Here is a 16,827-nt window from a genome sequence, read left to right as displayed (position 1 = left end):
CGGAGCAGGGTGGATCGCTAGCATCAAGTGGTGACTTCACAGGCATCTGCAGAGCAGGCAAGCAACTCGTGGCCCGGACTCATCTCCGCATTGATCAACGGGCATGACCTCTCCGTCGAGAACACGGAATGGGCCATGAACACGATCATGTCCGGGGAAGCCGCGCCTTCCCAGATTGCCGGTTTCCTGGTTGCCCTGCGCGCCAAAGGGGAAACGGTGGATGAAGTCACGGGACTGGTCGAGGCGATGCTCTCCAACGCCAAAGCTGTGAACATTCCCGGCGAAAAGCTTGACATCGTGGGCACCGGAGGCGATCGGCTCAACACGGTCAACATCTCGACGATGGCTGCCCTTGTCGCGGCGGGCGCGGGAGCGCGCGTCGTAAAGCACGGGAACCGGGCGGCATCGTCGTCGTCGGGGTCCGCCGACGTCCTGGAAGCGTTGGGCGTGAGGCTCGACTTGCCGATCGAACGCGTGGCCCGCAACGCCGAAGAGGCGGGCATCACCTTCTGTTTCGCCCAGGTATTCCACCCGTCATTCCGCCATACCGGCGTTGTGCGGGCGGAACTTGGGATTCCCACGGCCTTCAACTTCCTGGGCCCGATGACCAACCCGGCCCACGTGCAGGCCTCGGCCGTGGGTGTTGCCAACGCCACAATGGCTCCGTTGATCGCGGGGGTCCTGGCGCGCCGGGGGAGCCGCGGACTGGTGTTCCGCGGCGAAGACGGCCTCGATGAACTCACCACCACAGGCCCGTCGACGGTGTGGGAAATCAGGAACGGGAAGGTCATCGAGCAGCGGTTCTCGCCGGCGGATCTTGGGATCGCGGCGGCGACCGTCGCCGATCTTCGAGGCGGCAACGCTGTGGCGAATGCCGCCGTCGTGCGCGAAGTACTTGGGGGGAAGCCGGGCCCGGTCCGGGACGCCGTGGTCCTCAACGCCGCTGCGGGCCTCGTGGCCTTCGACACTGCTGCCGACGGGCCGTTCCTGGAGCGAATGAAATCGGCCTGGCTGCGGGCTGCGGAATCCATTGATTCCGGCGCGGCCATCCGCGTCCTCGACACATGGGTGGGACTCACCCAAGGGTAGGCAGGACGCCGGGATTCCGGCGGTTACTGCTCGAAGCCCAACGAAAATGCGGCATCCAGATCATGCTGTGAGTAGGCACGGAACGCGATGTGCGTGGTGGTGTGAACCACTGCGGGAACCTTGGAGAGCTTGTCGGCGATGACGTCCGCCAATTCCTCATGCTTCGCCACGCGCGCCACGGCAATAAGGTCCCATTCCCCTGTGACGGAGTAGACCTCGCTGATCCCTTGGATGGCGGAGATCTCCTCGGCCGTCTCCGGGATGCGTGAAGCGTCGGTCTTGATCAGGACGAAAGCGGTGATCACTGGGGGCAGCCTTTCCGAAGTGCAGCAGTGGACGTAGCAAGCCTAGTGCATCGGCGGGTGCTTAGGACTGGCGGCTCCGGCGGCGGACCCGCACCACGAGCGCGATCACAGCGCGGTAGCCAAGCAGCAGGATCGCCAGGCTGATCAGGGCGACAATGATGAACGCGAGCACCACGGTCTGTCCGGTAGCGGCACGCAAAAGCATGCCCCCGGCCACGGTTGCAATCCATACAACGACGCCGGCCGGCCAGGCCTGGAAGGGTACCCGCCATGCCCGCACGGCGAGCCACCCGATCGCGGCACCGGCAAGGAACGGCCAAGCAGTGGCAAAGACCCCGGCCAGCACATCCGCGCGCTGGTGTGCGTCGCGGCCAATGGCCGCGAAAACAAGAATAAGAACGGCGTCGGCCAGTCCGGCGATGAAGGCAGTGCGGACCAGGATTGGTTTTGAAGCAGGCATGGAAACGACACTATCCCGCACTGATCCCGAACTCGAACCGAAGGTCCCGCTCATGCCGCCGGACCTTGAACCCGCACGGGGTACCGCGGAAGATGTGGCTACGACACTTGAAGCGACTATCCCCGGAGGTACGGCATGAGGCTGATCCAGGTTGCCCAGCGGGCGGCGGACCTTGAGCGGGCATCGGCGTTTTACTCCCGGCTGCTAGGCAGTGAGCCGAGCGGAAGATTCGATCCGCCCGGCCTGCTCTTCTTTGATCTCGACGGCGTCCGGCTTCTGCTGGATCGAAGCGCTCCGTCGTCGCTGATCTATCTTGACGTAGCCGATCTCCGGCGCTCTGTTGAAGAACTCCGCGCCTCCGGGGCCAAGATCGTCCAGGAACCACAATTGGTTTACAACCACGTCGACGGGAGCCTGGGGCCGGCCGGGACCGAGGAATGGATGGCCTTCATCGAGGACAGCGAGGGCAACACGGTGGGCCTCGTCGGCCGCGAGGCGAGCCGCGGGGCAAGCCGCGCCTGAAAACCGGGGCTGCCGCCGTCGGGCCCGGAAAGTTTGGCTGTAGATGGTCCCGGCGTGCGCTGTTAGCATGGCGAAAAGGTAGCTGATCGTGCTGCCCCCAAACACTGAGGAGACATGTAATGACCACGAACCTCAACCCCTACATCAGCTTTCGCGACAACGCCAAGGAGGCCATGGCATTCTACCAATCGGTCTTCGGCGGCGAGCTGACCCAAAGCACCTTCGCGGAGTTCCACGCGAGCGAAGACCCCGCCGAAAGCGACAAGATCATGCACTCGGCACTCAAAACAGACAACGGAATGCTGCTCATGGCCGCAGACACCCCCAACAGCATGGATTACAGTCCCGGAAACAACATCTCCGTGTCCCTCAGCGGCGACGACGAAGCAGAACTTCGCGGCTATTGGGACGGACTGGCCGACGGCGGGACGGTCACGGTGCCGATGGAGAAGGCGCCGTGGGGGGACATCTTCGGGATGTTGACTGACAAGTTCGGCATTGCGTGGCTGGTCAACGTTTCGGCGGAGCAGCCCCAGTAGCACGAAAACAGAAAGCGCCCTCCGCCACGCAATGCGAGGCGGAGGGCGCTCTGTCTTCTGGGGCTATCCGACCGGGTTGGTCGTCTGGCAGGTCTGGTCCTGGGCGGTTTGGGCGACGACATCGTTGGGCTTGGGGGCCGGAAGTGTCGGCTTGTCGCCTGTGGCGAAGTCCTGTCCGGCGTAGAGCTGGACTCCCTGGACACTGCCGACCTGCTGCACGCTCGTCGCCGGCAACCCGAACATTGCAGCGACGTCCGCGGCAACGTCGGCAAAACCAGCACCGTAATAGACCATGGTCTGTGGCCTGGCATCGGCTTGGATCTTGGCCAGCTTCGTGAATCCACCGGCGGAGAGCAGCGATCCGATCTCCTGGCTTCTGCCGGTCACACCCGTTCCATTGGCGACGGTGACCGGCTGAAGTGCCTTGTTGTATCCGGCCTTCGGAGCTTCGGTCGATGGAGCAGGGGACGCCGCGGCGCTTGGTGCGGGCTGGCTGAGGTCCGGGCTCTTCGTCAAGGCGGCGAAGAAGTTGCTGGCCGCCGGTTGGTCGAGGTCGAGCCTGTTGGGATCGGAGGCGGCCGGGACGTTGGGCACGGTGATGAAGTTGACCTTGGCCGGGTCAATGTTCTTGAGCCTGCCCGCGATGGTCAATAGGGCCGGAACCGAGGCGAGTCCGTTGTCGACGGTGAGGTTCTTGGTGACGGTATCGGCGATGCCGAGCATCTTCTGGGGGTTTCCGAGCGTTCCGTCAGCTTTGAGCTTCCGGACGAGGGAACCGAGGAACGATTGCTGCGCCTTGATCCGTCCGAGGTCTCCGCCGTCGGAAAATGCATGGCGGGTGCGCAGGAAGGCCAGGGCCTGGTCGCCTTCCACCTGTGAAGTGCCCTTAGGCAAGTGCAATCCGGAGTCGGGGTCGTTGACGGCAGTACTCACGCAGACGTCGACGCCGCCGACGGCCTTGGATAGTTCGGTCACGGCGTTGAAGTCGGCCATCATGAAGTGGTCGACCTCCAGACCCGTGAGCTTGTTGACGGTATCAACGGCGCAGCCGATGCCCGCCTCGGCCATGGCGCTGTTGATCATCGCATTTTGGCGTTCGGGGTATTGCTTGCCGGTTTTGTTATCCGTACAAGCCGGCACATCGACCAACAAGTCGCGGGGGAAACTGATGACGTTGACGTGGTTGTTGTCCGCGGAAATATCCAGCAACATCATGACGTCCGATTGGCCGTAGCCCGAGGATTGGTCGGTGGTGCCGAACTGCCCGTTCTTCCCGCTCCTGGTATCAGTACCCAGAACAAGGATTTGAAGCCGGTCCTTGCTGTCGTCCACCGGTCCTTCCGTCCTGATGCCACCGGCGCCGAGTGCGGACGATGAGATGTTGGACTGAAGGCGCCATACCCAATACCCTCCGAACGCGATGACTGCGATCAGCAGGACAGCCACTGCGGCGCTGGTGATTTTGAACCAGCGGGGCGAGCGGCGAAAGCTGAACCGCCGGCTGCGGGCAGCCAGCTTTCCCTGGCCCGGATAGGCGACAGGGGGTGACTGACCCGGCTCCGGGCTGGGTGCATCGTGGCGAGTGACCAAAAGGGAAACTACCTCTCCAGGGATAATACGGACTGCCCTATTGTAGCCGGGGGTTCTGGGAAGGTTCGGTGAAGCCCGCGGCACCGACCTATTCGTTGTGAATAGTATTTGCTCCCATGGAAGGGGCTGCCAGCGTCCCGTCCTTACTGTTCCCGGTATGAGGCCAGTTTCAGTACGCAAGCCGTCGGCTGTGCAATTGTCCATGTTCATGCTCGCGTGTGCCGTTGGAGTTCCGGTGCTCACCGCTCCTCCTGCGAATGCTTCGTCAGCGGCTCTTTCCGTCGCTCCGGACCCGACTCCCACCAAACTGGACTTCGCCAACGTCAACGGAGACACGTGGATCGTACCGGCCGGTGTGCGTTCCATCGATGTCCGGGCCTGGGGCTCCGCCGGCGGCGGTGGCGGACCAATCAACATTCCTGGTACCGCTCTTGTTGTGAGCAATGATGGTCCCGGCGGAGCGGGGGCCGACATTCGTGCCACGCTGCAAGTGACGCCGGGGGAGACCCTGAAGATCTACGCTTCAACACCTGGCGGGGGGACAGGGTCGCGGCATAATCCAGGGGTCGGCGGACTGGGATTCATTCGCGGAGGTTCAGGTGGCACCGGTTCCCTCGCCGGATCTGCCGGTGGCGGTGGCGGCGGCGCGAGCGCCGTAGTCAACGGGAAAGGGATCCCGCTTGTGGTCGCCGCCGGCGGCGGCGGGGGTGCAGGCCACGGGGCTGCTTTCGTGTACTGCAATGGCGGTGCCGGGGGTGCCGCCAACCAGAATGGCCAGTCAGCGGACGGGTGGTGCGCAGGCGGGGCGCCTGGCGCCGACTCCGGAGTCATCGGGCCGAGCGGCGCAGCGGGAACCGGTGGCGGCGGAGCCGGAAATTCGTCCAGCGGCGGCGGCGGAGGGGGTGGCGGTGGCGGTTGGCTAAGTGGTTCAGGTGCTCTTGGCAGCCGCGTCGGTGGCGCCGGAGGGGGTGGCGGTGGCGGCGGCAGCAGCTACGTTGACCCCACCGCGAGCAACGTGATCAGGGGATACAACGCGGGTAGCGGTTGGGTCAGCTTTTGGTACACCCCCGACTACGCCACAAAGACCAGTGTCGTCGCGACGGCGAATCCTTCCATCTACGGCACCCCCGGCGGCTACGTCGCAACAGTCGTCAATTCCGACCTTGGCGGGCTGGTTCCACGCGGCGAGGTTGCAGTCACCGACAATAGCGGCACGGAGCTTGCAACCGCTCCCGTCGACGCCGCTGGTACTGCCAACATCAGGGCAATCGACCTACCCGCGGGTTCCCACGATCTGGCTTTCAATTACCGGCCACGCAACACTGATTCCTACAAATTCCAATCCTCCGCTGCATCCCTGAACCAACTCGTACAGCCTCTCGCAACGCGGATCGTCCGTACGACTGTTTCCGCCGAGCTGCTGAGCAAGCCCGCAACGATAACCGGTACGGTGTCCGCCGACACTGCCGCGGCGGCCGGCAAGGTCACGACAGCCTCGAGCGCTTCTTCTCCTGTTGTGCCCACGGGGCAAGTGACTTTGAGTTTGAACGGCAACGTTCTCGGAACGGCGCCCTTGGATTCGCGCGGTGACTTCACCACCACGATCCCTTGGGCCGAAGGTAGTCGCACAGTTCAACTCAGCTACGACGGCGACACCAACTTCAGGCCCGCAGAACCGGTGACGGTTCAAGTGAACGCCGCGCGGGCACAAGCGACCGTCCTTCTTGTTCCATCGTCAACTTCCGTCTTGGAAGGCCGGACTGTGGACGTACGGGTAAACGTCACGGCGAGCAGTTCGCTCCCGGTGCAGCCTGGCGGAACCGTCATTTTGACAGTAGACAACCGGGTCCGGCTGCCTGAGGTGACCTTGGTCTCCGGCTCGGCCGCTGTCACCCTTCCGGCACTGTCCATAGGGAACCACGAAATAAAAGTGGACTACTCAGGCGACACCTATTTCCGGCCCGCTTCGGGAGCGCCGGCTTCAATTGCCGTGACGGCTCCGGCCGTGCCTACGGTTCCGGCCGTGCCTACGGTTCCGGCGGCTGTTCCCGCGGCGCCGGGTCCGGCGTCGTCCGCCGCGGCCTTGCCAGCAGCGTCGACGGCGCCGCTTGGCACCCTCGCGAACACCGGGTCCAACGGTCCGGCCTTTGCCGGATTGGGACTCGGGGCCGTTGCCGCGCTCGTTCTCGGTTTGTTCCTCCGGCTCTGGAGCCGCCCACCACACCTTGGCGGCCCCCGGGGCCAACAGGGAAGAAAGGGTTGATTTGCCCATAATATGGCGGCATGACGTCACGCACGGTCGTACATCCGGGACTGTCAAACGATGACACTCCCGCCGCTGTACTGAAACGCACACGCCAGTGCGGAGGCGGGATTGTTGTGCTCACCGGGATCCAGGGGATCGGCAAAACGACATGGTGCCTGCAACTCACGGATGCTTTGAGGCGGGCAAACGTGGTGGCCTGCAGCGCGGACACTTTCGAAAGTACCCTTGCGCTGTCCTTTATTGACAAGCTTCTTGTGGCTCTGGGCCATCGCGGGGCCGAACCCCTCTCAGATGTTGTCATGGCCGCCCGCCAACTATTGTCTGCGCTGGCTGCCCGTCCCAAGAACATCAGTTGCATGGTCATAGACAACGCCCAATGGATAGATGAACGCTCCGCCAAGGCCCTGCGGTTCGTGCTTCAGAGGCTCGCAGACGACAAGATCACAGTTGTCTTGGCAGGTGTCTCAGGAGCCGGTACCGCTGCCATCGATCGGATGGTGAGTGATGACCTGTCCTGGGGCTTTATCAAACGGGTCACCCTGGAACCGCTGAGTCCTGAACAGGTCCAGGATTACGTGGCGCAAGTCTGGGATCGGACCATATCGGCGCGCACTGCGGAACGCCTTCGACGGAGCACCGGAGGTACCCCCTTGTTGATCAACGCCGCAATGGAGCATACCGCCGGGCCGGAATCCTCCGCCCAGAACCCCTGGCCCGATGCGGTGCCCTATATCGCCTCGGGAAAGAATCCCTTTGCCGCCATGCTCGACGCATTGGAGCTTGGACCTGCCCGATCCGTCGTCGAGTTTGTGTGTGTCAGTCGCGACCCGATTGAACAGGAGCGCGTGCAGCGGATTGGCGACGCTTTGCATGAACCAACGGATGTCGCGGCTGCACTGGCGAGCGGGCTGGTCCGGGGCACCCGGACTGGGCAGACCGTGCAATTGCGCCCGTTTCATGATCTGCTCGCTGTCGGGGTGCGGGACAGCCTCAAGAGCCACCGCTTGTCTTCCATCCATCGAGCGATTGCAGGCGAAGTCGATGATCCGAGACTTGCTTTGCAGCATCGATTGCTTCTGCAGGAACCAGGGACGGCCGAGCTTTTTGCGGAGGTGAGCTCCGGCGTCGATCACGCTTTGGCGGATGGCCAGCCGGAACTCGCGTTGCAATACCTACGCTCGGCGATGGACAGGTTCAGCGGAAGCCGCCGGGACGACTGCATCATCGAAGCCTGTCTCGTTGCGTCCGTCCATCATTGCATTGCCGAAGTGATGGACCTTCTGCCTCAGGTGCAATCCATGCTTCCTGGCCCGGTGCGGGACTTCGCGCTGTTGCAGTTGCTCCAGATGAGGCCGGACCTGGACCGAACGGGCCAATTTGCCGAGGAGCTGATCGCCAAGGAGCTGGACCACCCTGACGAAGCCCTGCTGCGGGCACACATTTCGTTGGCGATAGTCGTCTCACGGATGGTCTCCGACGACAAGTCCTCCACCGCCGTCGCTGTCGCCCAAGCGCACCGATACCTGGCGCATCTGGGCCAAACCAATGGGGAAGTCCACGACCCCCGGCTTCGGCACCTGCCGTCAGGAACGGAGCTAGGCCTGCAATTCGATGGATTCAACCTCATCGGCGCAAGCGGCACCCAGGATCCCGATCTGATCTCAAAGGCTTTCGCGTCGCTCAGCGCAAGGATCTCTGGTGCGAACGACAGTCCTGCCCTGGCCGATGCGCTCACCTGCAGAGCCGGATTCCTCAGCGTTACTGGTGGCATCGAGCAGGCCACGGTCGATCTGGAGAGGGCCATGGAGGTCTCCGCTTCGGCCGGTGCGGGCCTGGCAATCGGGCACGCCAGGGTCGTACTTGCATACTGCTATTTCCTGCTGGGGAGGGTGCAGGAAATGCTGACGGTGATCCGCACGGCGCAATTGCTTTCCCTGGATGTCAGCGATGTCTCCTCCCGCCCCCTCGTTTTCTCGATGTCCGCGGTCGTCGAGGCAGTACAAGGCCGTTCGGAAACGTACGAAGCTGCGTTGCGACGCGCGGAGGAAGTCCGAATCAGCGACTATGACACGTTTGGAGTCGAACTCAGTGGCCTGGCCCGGCTCGAACGCGCCCGTTCCTTGGCTGAATGGCAACAGCAGCTGGAGGCATCCGAGGCGATCATTTCGGGCACGCCGTCGATGCACAGCTACAGGATTGACGCCTTGGCTGGACTGGGCCGGGCGGAGGAAGCCGACAGGTTGCTGCAGGCCTGCAAGGAGATGAACGGTCGCGGATGGTGGCCGGTGTATGGCTCGCTGGACTGGTTGGAAGGCAGAGTCAGCGAAGCGTATGGACTCTCCAGCCGGGCGGCCAGGTTCTACCGGCTCGCGGCGAAGGAATCACGCTTCCCGTTGTCGCAGGGTATTGCCCAGCTCGATCTTGGCCGGCTGCTCATCTCGCTCGGAAACACGAAAGCCGCCGGCACCGCACTGAGGGCCGCCGTGCGGATCTTCCTTGCACTCGGTGCCGCCCCGTACCTCAGCCGCGCGACGAAGTTGCTCGACGGGCTGAGCGGCAGGCCTGGCAATCCGTACCTACAGGCATTCGAGTCCCTTACTGGACGGGAACGGGAAATCGCCTTCTATGCCGAACGCGGCATGACCAATAAGCAAATCGCCGCCCAGCTATTTGTTTCGCCGGCAACTGTGAACTTCCATATTCGGAATGTCCTGGCCAAGCTTGGCCTCCGCTCCCGCCGGGAACTCGGTCAGCTATTCACTCCCGGCTTTGAAGGCTCCGCTTCGAGCCAAGCCCGCATGCCGCCGCGTCATCCCTTCTGATCCTCTGGCTCAATGCCCCGCGGCGACGGCAGGAATGCTGCGGTCAAACGCCGTCAGGACCACCATCGATGCACCAATGGCGAGCAGAATCCAGGCCAGCGTGTGGAAACCCGCGTCGGTGGCAGTCGGCCCGAAGGCGATGCCGATGAGGCTTGAGGACCCGATCGCCCCCAAGTACATCGACGTCCGCAGCAACCCCGAGGCAACGGCGATCTCCGCGGCAGTCGTCTGCAGGTACAGCGCCGCCTGGTTGGCGAAGCTGCTGAAACCGTTGGTCAGGCCCAGCAGCATGGTCATCCCGACGAGCAGCACGACGCCGGAGCCGTGGTTCACCAGCAGCATCACGCCTGCGGAGAGCGCCAACGCGACGCCGGCAAGGACCAACGGCCAACGGACCCACGCCCGACCCGAGACGACCCGCGCCACGACGATGCTCAGAAGGCTCAGCGGGATCAGAACCAGCCCTACCGTCGCCGGGTTCAGTCCCATACTTTGTTCCATCCATTGGCTGGCCCCGTACATCGAGGCATAGGTGGCCAGTGCGGCCAGGATCGAACGCAGGTAGGTTCGCTGCAACGGCCCGTTCGTGCCCAGCATCCGGACGTCGATCAGCGGACTGCGCGCATGCCGTTCGCGCAACAGCAGCACCCCCGCGAGCACCGCAGCCAGCACCGCAAGCCACCAGGCCGGCGTCTTGAGCGCCGAAAGGAACACCAGCAGCGAGATGATCGCACCGGCAAAGAGGGCGATCCCCGGCAGGTCCAGCATTGTGAGCAGGCTACCCAGGCCCTGTTTTCGGACCGGCGCGTCTTTCGCCACTCCGAGCAAAGTGAAGGTAAAGGCCAGCAGTGCCAGCGGTATGTTGACTGCGAACAGGGCCCGCCAGCCGAACGCGCCGGACAGCACTCCACCAAGTGGCAAGCCGACGACGGCGGTCACCTGGGCTGCGATCGAAAAGTTGCCCAGGATGCGGCCCGGCACCCGGATGCCGGACTCATCTGCACGCCGGCGGACCAGCGCCATCGCCGTCGGGTAGCAGGCTGAAGTCCCGATGCCGATGAGCGCCCGCGAAACGAGCAGGACGCCCAGGTTTGGAGCCAGTACTCCGACAACTCCAGCCAGCAGAAGGACGGCGACTCCGGAGAGGAAGACGCGCCTGGGCCCAAAGAGGACAGAGAGTTTGCCCATGGTCGGTTGGGCCACGGCGCTGCATAGATACAGGACGGATATAAGCCCGGCGGTGGCGCCCGGACTTGAGCGAAAGTCGGCCCCGATGCCCACCAGCGCCGTGGCGATCATCGAGCTGTTGATCGGGTTCAGGGTGGAGCCAAGCAGCAGGGGTGCCGTGAACCTCCAGCCCAGCGGGTTCGACGGCCGGCTCCCATCGTTGGAAGCCGGGGCGCCGGCCGCGTTCGGTGGGGGAGCCAGTGGTGAATTGCCCGGGTCCGCCGAGAGGCCCGATGGCCGGGCAGCGTCCGGCGCGGTCACGGCCGGGTGGTTTTGAGCACGTCCAGGATTTCTTGCGTCGTTCCAGTCTCGCCCAGCCGGGGAAAGATCGTCGTGACGGAGTTTTCGTGGGCGCTCATGGTCAGATCGGTCATCGCGTCCAGGGCGAGGGTGACATTAAGGCCGGCTTCGTAGGCGCTGCGCGCGGTGGATTCCACGCCGATGCTGGTGGCTACACCGGTCAGCACCACCTGGGTCACACCAAGGTCTTCCAAGAGTGCGCCAAGACCGGTGTTGGTGAAGGCACCCCACGTCTTCTTCGTGACAAGGTGATCGCTTGGTTGCTGGTTCAGTTCAGGCAGGAGTTCGGCGAAATCGGCGGGGAACTCCCTTCGCGCGCTGCTGCCTTGATCTGTCCGGCCGGGCGCGCCGCCGGTGACGTTGACAAGCACCACGGGAAGTCCCTGGCGGCGGAAGGCGTCCGCGAGGGCGGCGGAATTCCGCACGACGGGTTCGAGGGGATGAGCCTTCGGGGAGGCAACTATTCCCCGTTGAAGGTCAACAATGATCAGGGCGGTCTGTGGGTCCAGGGTGGTGATCGTCATGGATATCACGGCTCCAAAAGGCGTTTGAGTAGGTCAATGGCGCCGGGCAACCTTTCCTGCTCGTCCGGCGTCAGTTTGGATTGGATGGTGCGGTAAAGCCAATCAGCCTTGGCCGCCCGGCTGGCCCTGATGCTCTCCCGGGCTTCGGCTGTGAGGGACAGGATCCTCTGGCGGCCATCGGCCGGATCAGGGCCGCTCTCAACGAGTCCAGCGCCGGAAAGGGCGGAAATGATGGCTCCCATGGACTGCGGGCGCATTCCCTCGGCGCGGGCCAGCGCGGACAACGTGGCACGGCCGTCACGTTCCAGGTGGATCAGCACGGCCTTTTGCGCATTCGTCAGGTTGTCCACGTGGGACTGCTCACGCAGCCGCCGGGTCAACTGGCCGATGAGGATACGAAGCTCGGCGGCAGCTTCGAGCATGGCCGCCGCGTCGGCATCCGGGTGGGGGTTCATAGCAATGACGCTACCAGAAAGTAAGGCAAACTGAAAAGGTTGCCTTACTATCTTCGCTTGGGAACCGCGCCGGGCATGGGCGGGTTAGGAGGGTTCAGCGATCCCCAACCGGTTATCGTCGCACGGAAGTCGCCGTCATGCTCGAACAGCATTTGCCCTGCTTGGAGTTCGACGGCGGTACTGGGCCGAGGGCGTGGTGGCTTGGGAGAATGAGGGCACGTAGCGTGGATCCAGAAGGGGCCCGCAGCCGTTGTTAGACGGGGTGAAACGACATGAAGTTGACGACCACGACCAACGTCTCAGTGGACGGCGTGATGCAGGGGCTGGGCGGACCGGACGAAGATCGCAGAGGCGGCTTTGACCGCGGGGGATGGGCAATACCGCTTATCGACACCGAAACCGGTGACTATCTCAGCGACGTCTATGGCGGTGCGTCCGCGTTCCTCTTCGGCCGGCGGACCTACGAGATTTTCGCCCCCTACTGGGGAGCGATGATCGATCCGGGTACAAACCCGATCGCGGCCGCGTTGAACAGCCGGCCCAAGTACGTGGCGTCGACCAGCCTCACCGACCCGCAATGGGCGGGCACGACCGTCCTGCCCGGCGACCTCGCCACGGCGATCAGCGAGCTGAAGGCACATCACGACGGCGACCTGTTGGTCCCGGGCAGCGGCGTCCTCGTCCGATGGCTGCTCGCCAACAACCTGGTAGACCAGCTCGATCTGCTCACCTATCCCGTGGTCGTCGGCCAGGGCACACGGTTATTCCCCGAATCCGGTCCCGACCTAGCGCTCGAGCTGGTCAACTCACGGACGACGTCCCGCGGCATCACCGTCCAGACTTATCGGCCGGCCGGGCGTCCGGAATACGCAACGTCCACGGTCAACCCGGAGGATGTGTTCTAGCTATTGTGTGGCCGGGATCACCTAGCGGGCAGTCCAGGATCCCGGTGGGGGAGAAGCGCCGTGATCAACGAGCAGCGCCCCGGGTAATCCGGAGCCTTTCCCGCCGCGGCCCACTAGCCGTCAAAGCGCAGTCTAGCGGGGGCCGCCGCTTGGCCAAGCGCATAGCGTTTCCAATGTTCTGCAGCGGCGGCGTGTTTCTGGGTCACTTGGTAGCTGTATCCGAGTATTTCGGCCACGGGTGTAGGCGAAGAAGGGTGATCATGCATCAGATGCAATATCACGATTCAACTTTACATAATGTAGATTATCGGCGTTCAAAGAACGGGAGTAGAAGTAGCTGCGGGAACTCCTTTTCCGTGACGAATCCGGCACACTCACGCGCTGCTTGCGGCGCCGAGGGTGATTTCTCGATCGCTTCGCCCGGATACCGAGTTGTCATGTGTCACGATGATGACGGCTTTGCCAGCCTCAGCCAAAGTTCTGGTGAGGCCAAGCACATGGTCTCGGTTTACGGTGTCGAGGGAGCCTGTCGGTTCGTCGGCGAGAATCATCTGGCAGGGTTTGAGGATGAGTCTGGCAATGGCGAGACGCTGTTGCTCTCCGCCTGAGAGTTCGTAGACCTTGCGATTCGGGTCAAGGTCCAGGCCTACCCGCTCCATCGCGCTCGCCCGGGACTCGCTTTTTTCCTTGGCCGTACCCGGGGTGTAAGTCTGTGCGATCTTGAGGTTTTCGGTCACGGTCTCGTTGTCGATGAGGGCATAGTTCTGAAAGAGATATCCAAGGCGCAGCCTCAGGAGCATGCGTGCATTGCGGCTACCTGGGCGCGGGGCCCGGCGGCCAAATAACTTGATCTCGCCCTTGTCAGGGTGGTCAAGCAGGCCAAGCAGGTTAAGGACGGTTGTCTTCCCGCTCCCGCTCGGACCTGTAAGGGCGACGATTTCGCCCGCGTGCACCTTCAGACTCAGGTCCGAGATGACTTCATGGCCGCGAAAGCCTTTGTGTACGTTCAGGAGTTCGCAAACGATGTCAGACATTAGAGCTCCCCTTTCAGGATGTTGGGAGTACGCCGCCGTTCCGTGAGCCACAGGACGCCGACAGCGGCCAGGCCCTGGACAGCACTGATGGCCAAGGCCGCGGTGAGCGTGGAAAGCGGCCCGGTATCGTCATAGGAGAACGGCCGGAAACCGGCCAATACCAGCCCGGAACCGAGCCCGCCCTGGACAGCCCACACAATTGCTCCAAGCTTGATGAATTCGCGGTAGCGCCGTACCGTCGACAGTCCGAACAGGCCACGGACAATGATCTTGCGCGCGAAACGCTCAAACGCGATCGTCAGTGTCTGCGCGGTGATGATCACGAGCAGAACCACCAGCGCGGCGAGCACAATCGTGGTGTTGCGGAGGCTCTCCTGGAGGTGGCCGATCCTGGCGAGCTGATATTCGTTGATGGTCACCAGGTGACGGAGGTTGTCGTCCAGGCTCAATCGTTTGAGCAGTGGCTGGAGGGCGGTGATTGTGGCCTGGGAGCTCCCTTCTTCAAGCGGGACCTTTAGTCCGCCGCTGGCGTCGCCCGTGACGGCGTTGAGCCGGTCCACGCCCAGGCTATTGGCGCGGGTCATGACTTCAACGATGGGGTCCTCCACCAAGCCGCCGGAAGATGCGGCGACGTCGGGGTTGAAGGTGAAAATCTGCTGGCGGTTCTCCGTCCAGATGATCCGCACGCGGAGATCCCGCCGTGTGGAGCTGACATCCCGGTGGAAGATCGCCTTCTCTGCGGAGGGTGCGCTGTCGCGTTCGGCCTGGAAATAGGCAGCGATGTCTTGTTGCTGGGAACGGAACCGCTCCGGCACGAGCAAGATCCACGATGATTCACTCTCATCAACCGTGACCGGCCGGCCATCCGTGTCACGGATCGGGTACGCGTGGAGGTAGGCAGGGTTTACCTGCATCGATCGGTATTGGCCGGCCGGTCGACTTTGCTGGACACCTGTCTCCGAGAAAGCCCCGGCGTAGACATACAAGGCACCGCGGGCACTGAGTGCGTCATAGAGGTCTGTGGCTTGAACGACGGATGAGCCGGGCTGGCCCGTCTGCAGGTCCACTGCGTCGTTCCCATTGCTCATCGGAGCGAAAACGCCGTATCCGGTGGTCGAGGTCCAGTGGCGCAGGTTGTCGCGTTCGTGGTTGATCACATCCACGTTTGACCACGCGCCCGCAGCGACCACCACGAGCGCAGCCGAAATTGCAACGGACAGAACGATTCCTGAGCCAAACAAAGCTCCGGTGTCACGTCGGTTCTTCAACGCGTCCGAAATTCGCATCGTTGCCACGTACGGTATGGTCAGCAGGCTGGCAGCGGCGATCAAGACCAAGGCAGCTGCCTGGTCGAGAACCACAACAGCTACGAACCTTGCGTCCGCTCCCGGAAGAAGTACCGAGAGGGAAACACAAGCGACGCCGGAAGCAGCACCGACAATCATTACCGGGCGCCCCGTGATCGTCCACCATGCCCTGGTCGCACCATAGCCAAACAAGCGCAACGCGCCGGCTCTCTTTGCCTCATACAGTTGCAGATAGACAGCAAGCACAGCGGTGAGGAGAAGGCCGGCGGCAACCGCGAGTTGCAAGTAGAGCGGCGGGACATTTGTGGGGACAACCAACTGCTGATTCGGTGCGCGCAAATCCGACGCCACGAAGGTCCGCCCGGCAACGTGAGCGGTGAGTGACGCAGCCGCTGCATCAACAAAGCCTGCGCACCCTGCCGGCCCGCACTCGGCGTAGTAGGTTCCCGGCGCAGCCAGTGTGTCGAACCCTGCCCGTAATGGACGGAAAGAGAAACGCTCCCCCTCCCCCAGGACACGCAGAACACCTATCGTGTTCGGGCTGGTGTCTGTCGAGGCGACCGAAGCGTCGCCTTCCTGCGACTCTTGGACTGTGAGGAATCTCCCTGATGAGAGATTTGTAGCGTCAAAGACGCGAGTATCGGACCGGGTCAAGAGCACGTAATGAGTCACGAACGCACGGTCGTTTTCATCCACCCCGACCACAGTCCTGAAAACGTTGCTGCGGGTGGCTTCTGCTGCACTTCGCAGCGCAGACAGCACTGCATCAGGATCCGTTGCATCGCTCGGGACTGAAAACGCCTGTCCGGCATCAGCTGCCGACCGCGCCACAGCCGTGCGTTGTTCGTTGATTCCGTTGACGAAGCTCGCTCCAAACGTTGCAGCGCACACTGCGATCACCAGTCCCAGCAGTATGTGTTTCATCGGCTTACCACCCCTTCAGCTTGTCGACATTTCCGCTTGCCGCGCACAAACAAGCGGGCCGGCGGGCCCAAACGGGACCCGCCGACCGACAGCCGCTCTGACGGCACGCGCAAATTGGGATGGCTGCTGCTCAGTAGGTATTCCAGTATTGGGCGGCGTTCTCGCCTACGCCGCACTGGGTATTCGCTTTAGCCCAGTTATTGGCGGTTGCGTAGACCTTGACGGTGTTCGGGCCGCCGATAGCCGTAGCTGAGTGGTAGGCGGCCGGATGAACGTAGTGAGACCAGACGTTCTTGAACCATGGTGGTTGGAACGCGGTCCCATAACTCCAGGTGCCGCCACCGACGTTAGTGATCGTTCCCGCCAACGCAGGAGCCGCGGCCCCGACCGTCAACAAACCGACCAAGACTCCCCCGGCGAGCAGACGCTTAACTTTCATGACAATCCCCATTCTTCTAGCGGCCAAAGTTGGCCCTTGCGGAGAGACGATTCGCCTCTACCGATGGATGGGCCCCAAAGTAGAAAGGACCACCCCCGCTTGCCCTTCAGCCGCTCGAA

16 protein-coding genes are annotated in these 16,827 nt (G+C 63.0%); 7 read left to right on the top strand and 9 right to left on the bottom strand.

Annotated features, from left to right (window positions below; genetic code table 11):
- Positions 1-30: 30 nt before the first annotated feature.
- Entirely contained in the window at positions 31-1,089 is a 1,059-nt protein-coding gene (trpD, locus tag AB0323_RS02715) for an anthranilate phosphoribosyltransferase (protein WP_366176011.1), read from the top strand.
- A gap of 23 nt (positions 1,090-1,112) precedes the next feature.
- Here the strand turns inward: trpD and AB0323_RS02710 are convergent, their stop codons facing one another.
- Together AB0323_RS02710 and AB0323_RS02705 are read right to left on the bottom strand one after the other, a co-directional pair.
- Positions 1,113-1,394, bottom strand: coding sequence for an Lrp/AsnC ligand binding domain-containing protein (locus AB0323_RS02710; protein ID WP_078108932.1), 282 nt, complete (start codon positions 1,392-1,394; stop codon positions 1,113-1,115).
- A 61-nt stretch (positions 1,395-1,455) separates the two neighbouring features.
- Complete coding sequence (locus AB0323_RS02705; RefSeq protein ID WP_366176010.1) at positions 1,456-1,854, bottom strand: DUF3054 domain-containing protein; 399 nt, start codon at positions 1,852-1,854, stop codon at positions 1,456-1,458.
- Between AB0323_RS02705 and AB0323_RS02700 the strand changes: the two genes are divergently transcribed.
- The 3 genes from AB0323_RS02700 (at position 1,853) to AB0323_RS02690 (ending at position 2,915) form a co-directional block, all read left to right on the top strand.
- Positions 1,853-1,993: a hypothetical protein gene (locus AB0323_RS02700; protein ID WP_366176009.1), complete on the top strand. Its 141-nt coding sequence runs from the start codon at positions 1,853-1,855 to the stop codon at positions 1,991-1,993. The two genes, AB0323_RS02705 and AB0323_RS02700, sit on opposite strands and share 2 nt — an antisense overlap.
- Entirely contained in the window at positions 1,990-2,376 is a 387-nt protein-coding gene (locus AB0323_RS02695; RefSeq protein WP_366176008.1) for a VOC family protein, read from the top strand. Before AB0323_RS02700 ends, AB0323_RS02695 begins: the two co-directional genes overlap by 4 nt.
- 119 nt (positions 2,377-2,495) lie before the next feature.
- On the top strand, positions 2,496-2,915 hold the full coding sequence (locus AB0323_RS02690; protein WP_364534679.1) for a VOC family protein: 420 nt from the start codon (positions 2,496-2,498) through the stop codon (positions 2,913-2,915).
- A gap of 63 nt (positions 2,916-2,978) precedes the next feature.
- On the opposite strand, the gene AB0323_RS02685 is transcribed toward AB0323_RS02690, so the two are convergent.
- Entirely contained in the window at positions 2,979-4,505 is a 1,527-nt protein-coding gene (locus tag AB0323_RS02685; RefSeq protein WP_366176007.1) for an LCP family protein, read from the bottom strand.
- 157 nt (positions 4,506-4,662) lie between these two features.
- Between AB0323_RS02685 and AB0323_RS02680 the strand changes: the two genes are divergently transcribed.
- Positions 4,663-6,768 carry an Ig-like domain-containing protein gene (locus AB0323_RS02680; RefSeq protein WP_366176006.1) on the top strand — a complete coding sequence of 702 codons (2,106 nt, stop codon included), beginning with the start codon at positions 4,663-4,665 and terminating at the stop codon, positions 6,766-6,768.
- 20 nt (positions 6,769-6,788) lie between these two features.
- Complete coding sequence (locus AB0323_RS02675) at positions 6,789-9,593, top strand: LuxR C-terminal-related transcriptional regulator (protein WP_366176005.1); 2,805 nt, start codon at positions 6,789-6,791, stop codon at positions 9,591-9,593.
- 9 nt (positions 9,594-9,602) lie between these two features.
- Here the strand turns inward: AB0323_RS02675 and AB0323_RS02670 are convergent, their stop codons facing one another.
- Genes AB0323_RS02670 through AB0323_RS02660 form a run of 3 tightly spaced genes read right to left on the bottom strand, consistent with a single transcriptional unit; the run spans position 9,603 to position 12,099 of the window.
- Positions 9,603-11,081: an MFS transporter gene (locus AB0323_RS02670; RefSeq protein WP_366176004.1), complete on the bottom strand. Its 1,479-nt coding sequence runs from the start codon at positions 11,079-11,081 to the stop codon at positions 9,603-9,605.
- On the bottom strand, positions 11,078-11,644 hold the full coding sequence (locus AB0323_RS02665) for an isochorismatase family cysteine hydrolase (protein WP_366176003.1): 567 nt from the start codon (positions 11,642-11,644) through the stop codon (positions 11,078-11,080). Before AB0323_RS02665 ends, AB0323_RS02670 begins: the two co-directional genes overlap by 4 nt.
- 5 nt (positions 11,645-11,649) lie before the next feature.
- Positions 11,650-12,099: a MarR family transcriptional regulator gene (locus AB0323_RS02660; RefSeq protein WP_366176002.1), complete on the bottom strand. Its 450-nt coding sequence runs from the start codon at positions 12,097-12,099 to the stop codon at positions 11,650-11,652.
- Positions 12,100-12,371: 272 nt separating this feature from the next.
- On the opposite strand from AB0323_RS02660, the gene AB0323_RS02655 reads away from it, so the two are divergent.
- Positions 12,372-13,004 (top strand): dihydrofolate reductase family protein, encoded by a 633-nt coding sequence (locus AB0323_RS02655; RefSeq protein ID WP_366176001.1) that lies wholly within the window; start codon positions 12,372-12,374, stop codon positions 13,002-13,004.
- A 374-nt stretch (positions 13,005-13,378) separates the two neighbouring features.
- Here AB0323_RS02655 and AB0323_RS02650 read toward each other — a convergent pair whose 3' ends face one another.
- The 3 genes from AB0323_RS02650 to AB0323_RS02640 all read right to left on the bottom strand — a co-directional run bounded on the left by AB0323_RS02650 (position 13,379) and on the right by AB0323_RS02640 (position 16,708).
- Positions 13,379-14,038 carry an ABC transporter ATP-binding protein gene (locus AB0323_RS02650; protein ID WP_366176000.1) on the bottom strand — a complete coding sequence of 220 codons (660 nt, stop codon included), beginning with the start codon at positions 14,036-14,038 and terminating at the stop codon, positions 13,379-13,381.
- The gene (locus tag AB0323_RS02645) at positions 14,038-16,269 is read right to left on the bottom strand and encodes a hypothetical protein (protein ID WP_366175999.1); all 2,232 of its coding nucleotides are present in this window, start codon (positions 16,267-16,269) and stop codon (positions 14,038-14,040) included. The genes AB0323_RS02650 and AB0323_RS02645 overlap by 1 nt, the downstream gene beginning before the upstream one ends.
- Before the next feature lie 130 nt (positions 16,270-16,399).
- The gene (locus AB0323_RS02640; RefSeq protein WP_364534624.1) at positions 16,400-16,708 is read right to left on the bottom strand and encodes a lactococcin 972 family bacteriocin; all 309 of its coding nucleotides are present in this window, start codon (positions 16,706-16,708) and stop codon (positions 16,400-16,402) included.
- Between the last annotated feature and the right edge of the window lie 119 nt (positions 16,709-16,827).

The sequence above is a fragment of the Arthrobacter sp. NPDC080031 genome (assembly GCF_040702485.1).
GTDB lineage: Bacteria > Actinomycetota > Actinomycetes > Actinomycetales > Micrococcaceae > Arthrobacter.
Note: the sequence above shows the minus strand (reverse complement) of the source record. Positions and strands in the feature narration are given on the sequence as shown.

Bases quoted from the DNA above. Each gene is read 5' to 3' on its own strand.
- AB0323_RS02675 (WP_366176005.1), top strand. From the start codon at position 6,789: ATGACGTCACGCACGGTCGTACATCCGGGACTGTCAAACGATGACACT.
- AB0323_RS02680 (WP_366176006.1), top strand. From the start codon at position 4,663: ATGAGGCCAGTTTCAGTACGCAAGCCGTCGGCTGTGCAATTGTCCATG.
- AB0323_RS02650 (WP_366176000.1), bottom strand. From the start codon at position 14,038: ATGTCTGACATCGTTTGCGAACTCCTGAACGTACACAAAGGCTTTCGC.
- AB0323_RS02705 (WP_366176010.1), bottom strand. From the start codon at position 1,854: ATGCCTGCTTCAAAACCAATCCTGGTCCGCACTGCCTTCATCGCCGGA.
- AB0323_RS02640 (WP_364534624.1), bottom strand. From the start codon at position 16,708: ATGAAAGTTAAGCGTCTGCTCGCCGGGGGAGTCTTGGTCGGTTTGTTG.
- AB0323_RS02660 (WP_366176002.1), bottom strand. From the start codon at position 12,099: ATGAACCCCCACCCGGATGCCGACGCGGCGGCCATGCTCGAAGCTGCC.
- AB0323_RS02700 (WP_366176009.1), top strand. From the start codon at position 1,853: ATGGAAACGACACTATCCCGCACTGATCCCGAACTCGAACCGAAGGTC.
- AB0323_RS02655 (WP_366176001.1), top strand. From the start codon at position 12,372: ATGAAGTTGACGACCACGACCAACGTCTCAGTGGACGGCGTGATGCAG.
- AB0323_RS02695 (WP_366176008.1), top strand. From the start codon at position 1,990: ATGAGGCTGATCCAGGTTGCCCAGCGGGCGGCGGACCTTGAGCGGGCA.
- AB0323_RS02645 (WP_366175999.1), bottom strand. From the start codon at position 16,269: ATGAAACACATACTGCTGGGACTGGTGATCGCAGTGTGCGCTGCAACG.
- AB0323_RS02690 (WP_364534679.1), top strand. From the start codon at position 2,496: ATGACCACGAACCTCAACCCCTACATCAGCTTTCGCGACAACGCCAAG.
- AB0323_RS02665 (WP_366176003.1), bottom strand. From the start codon at position 11,644: ATGACGATCACCACCCTGGACCCACAGACCGCCCTGATCATTGTTGAC.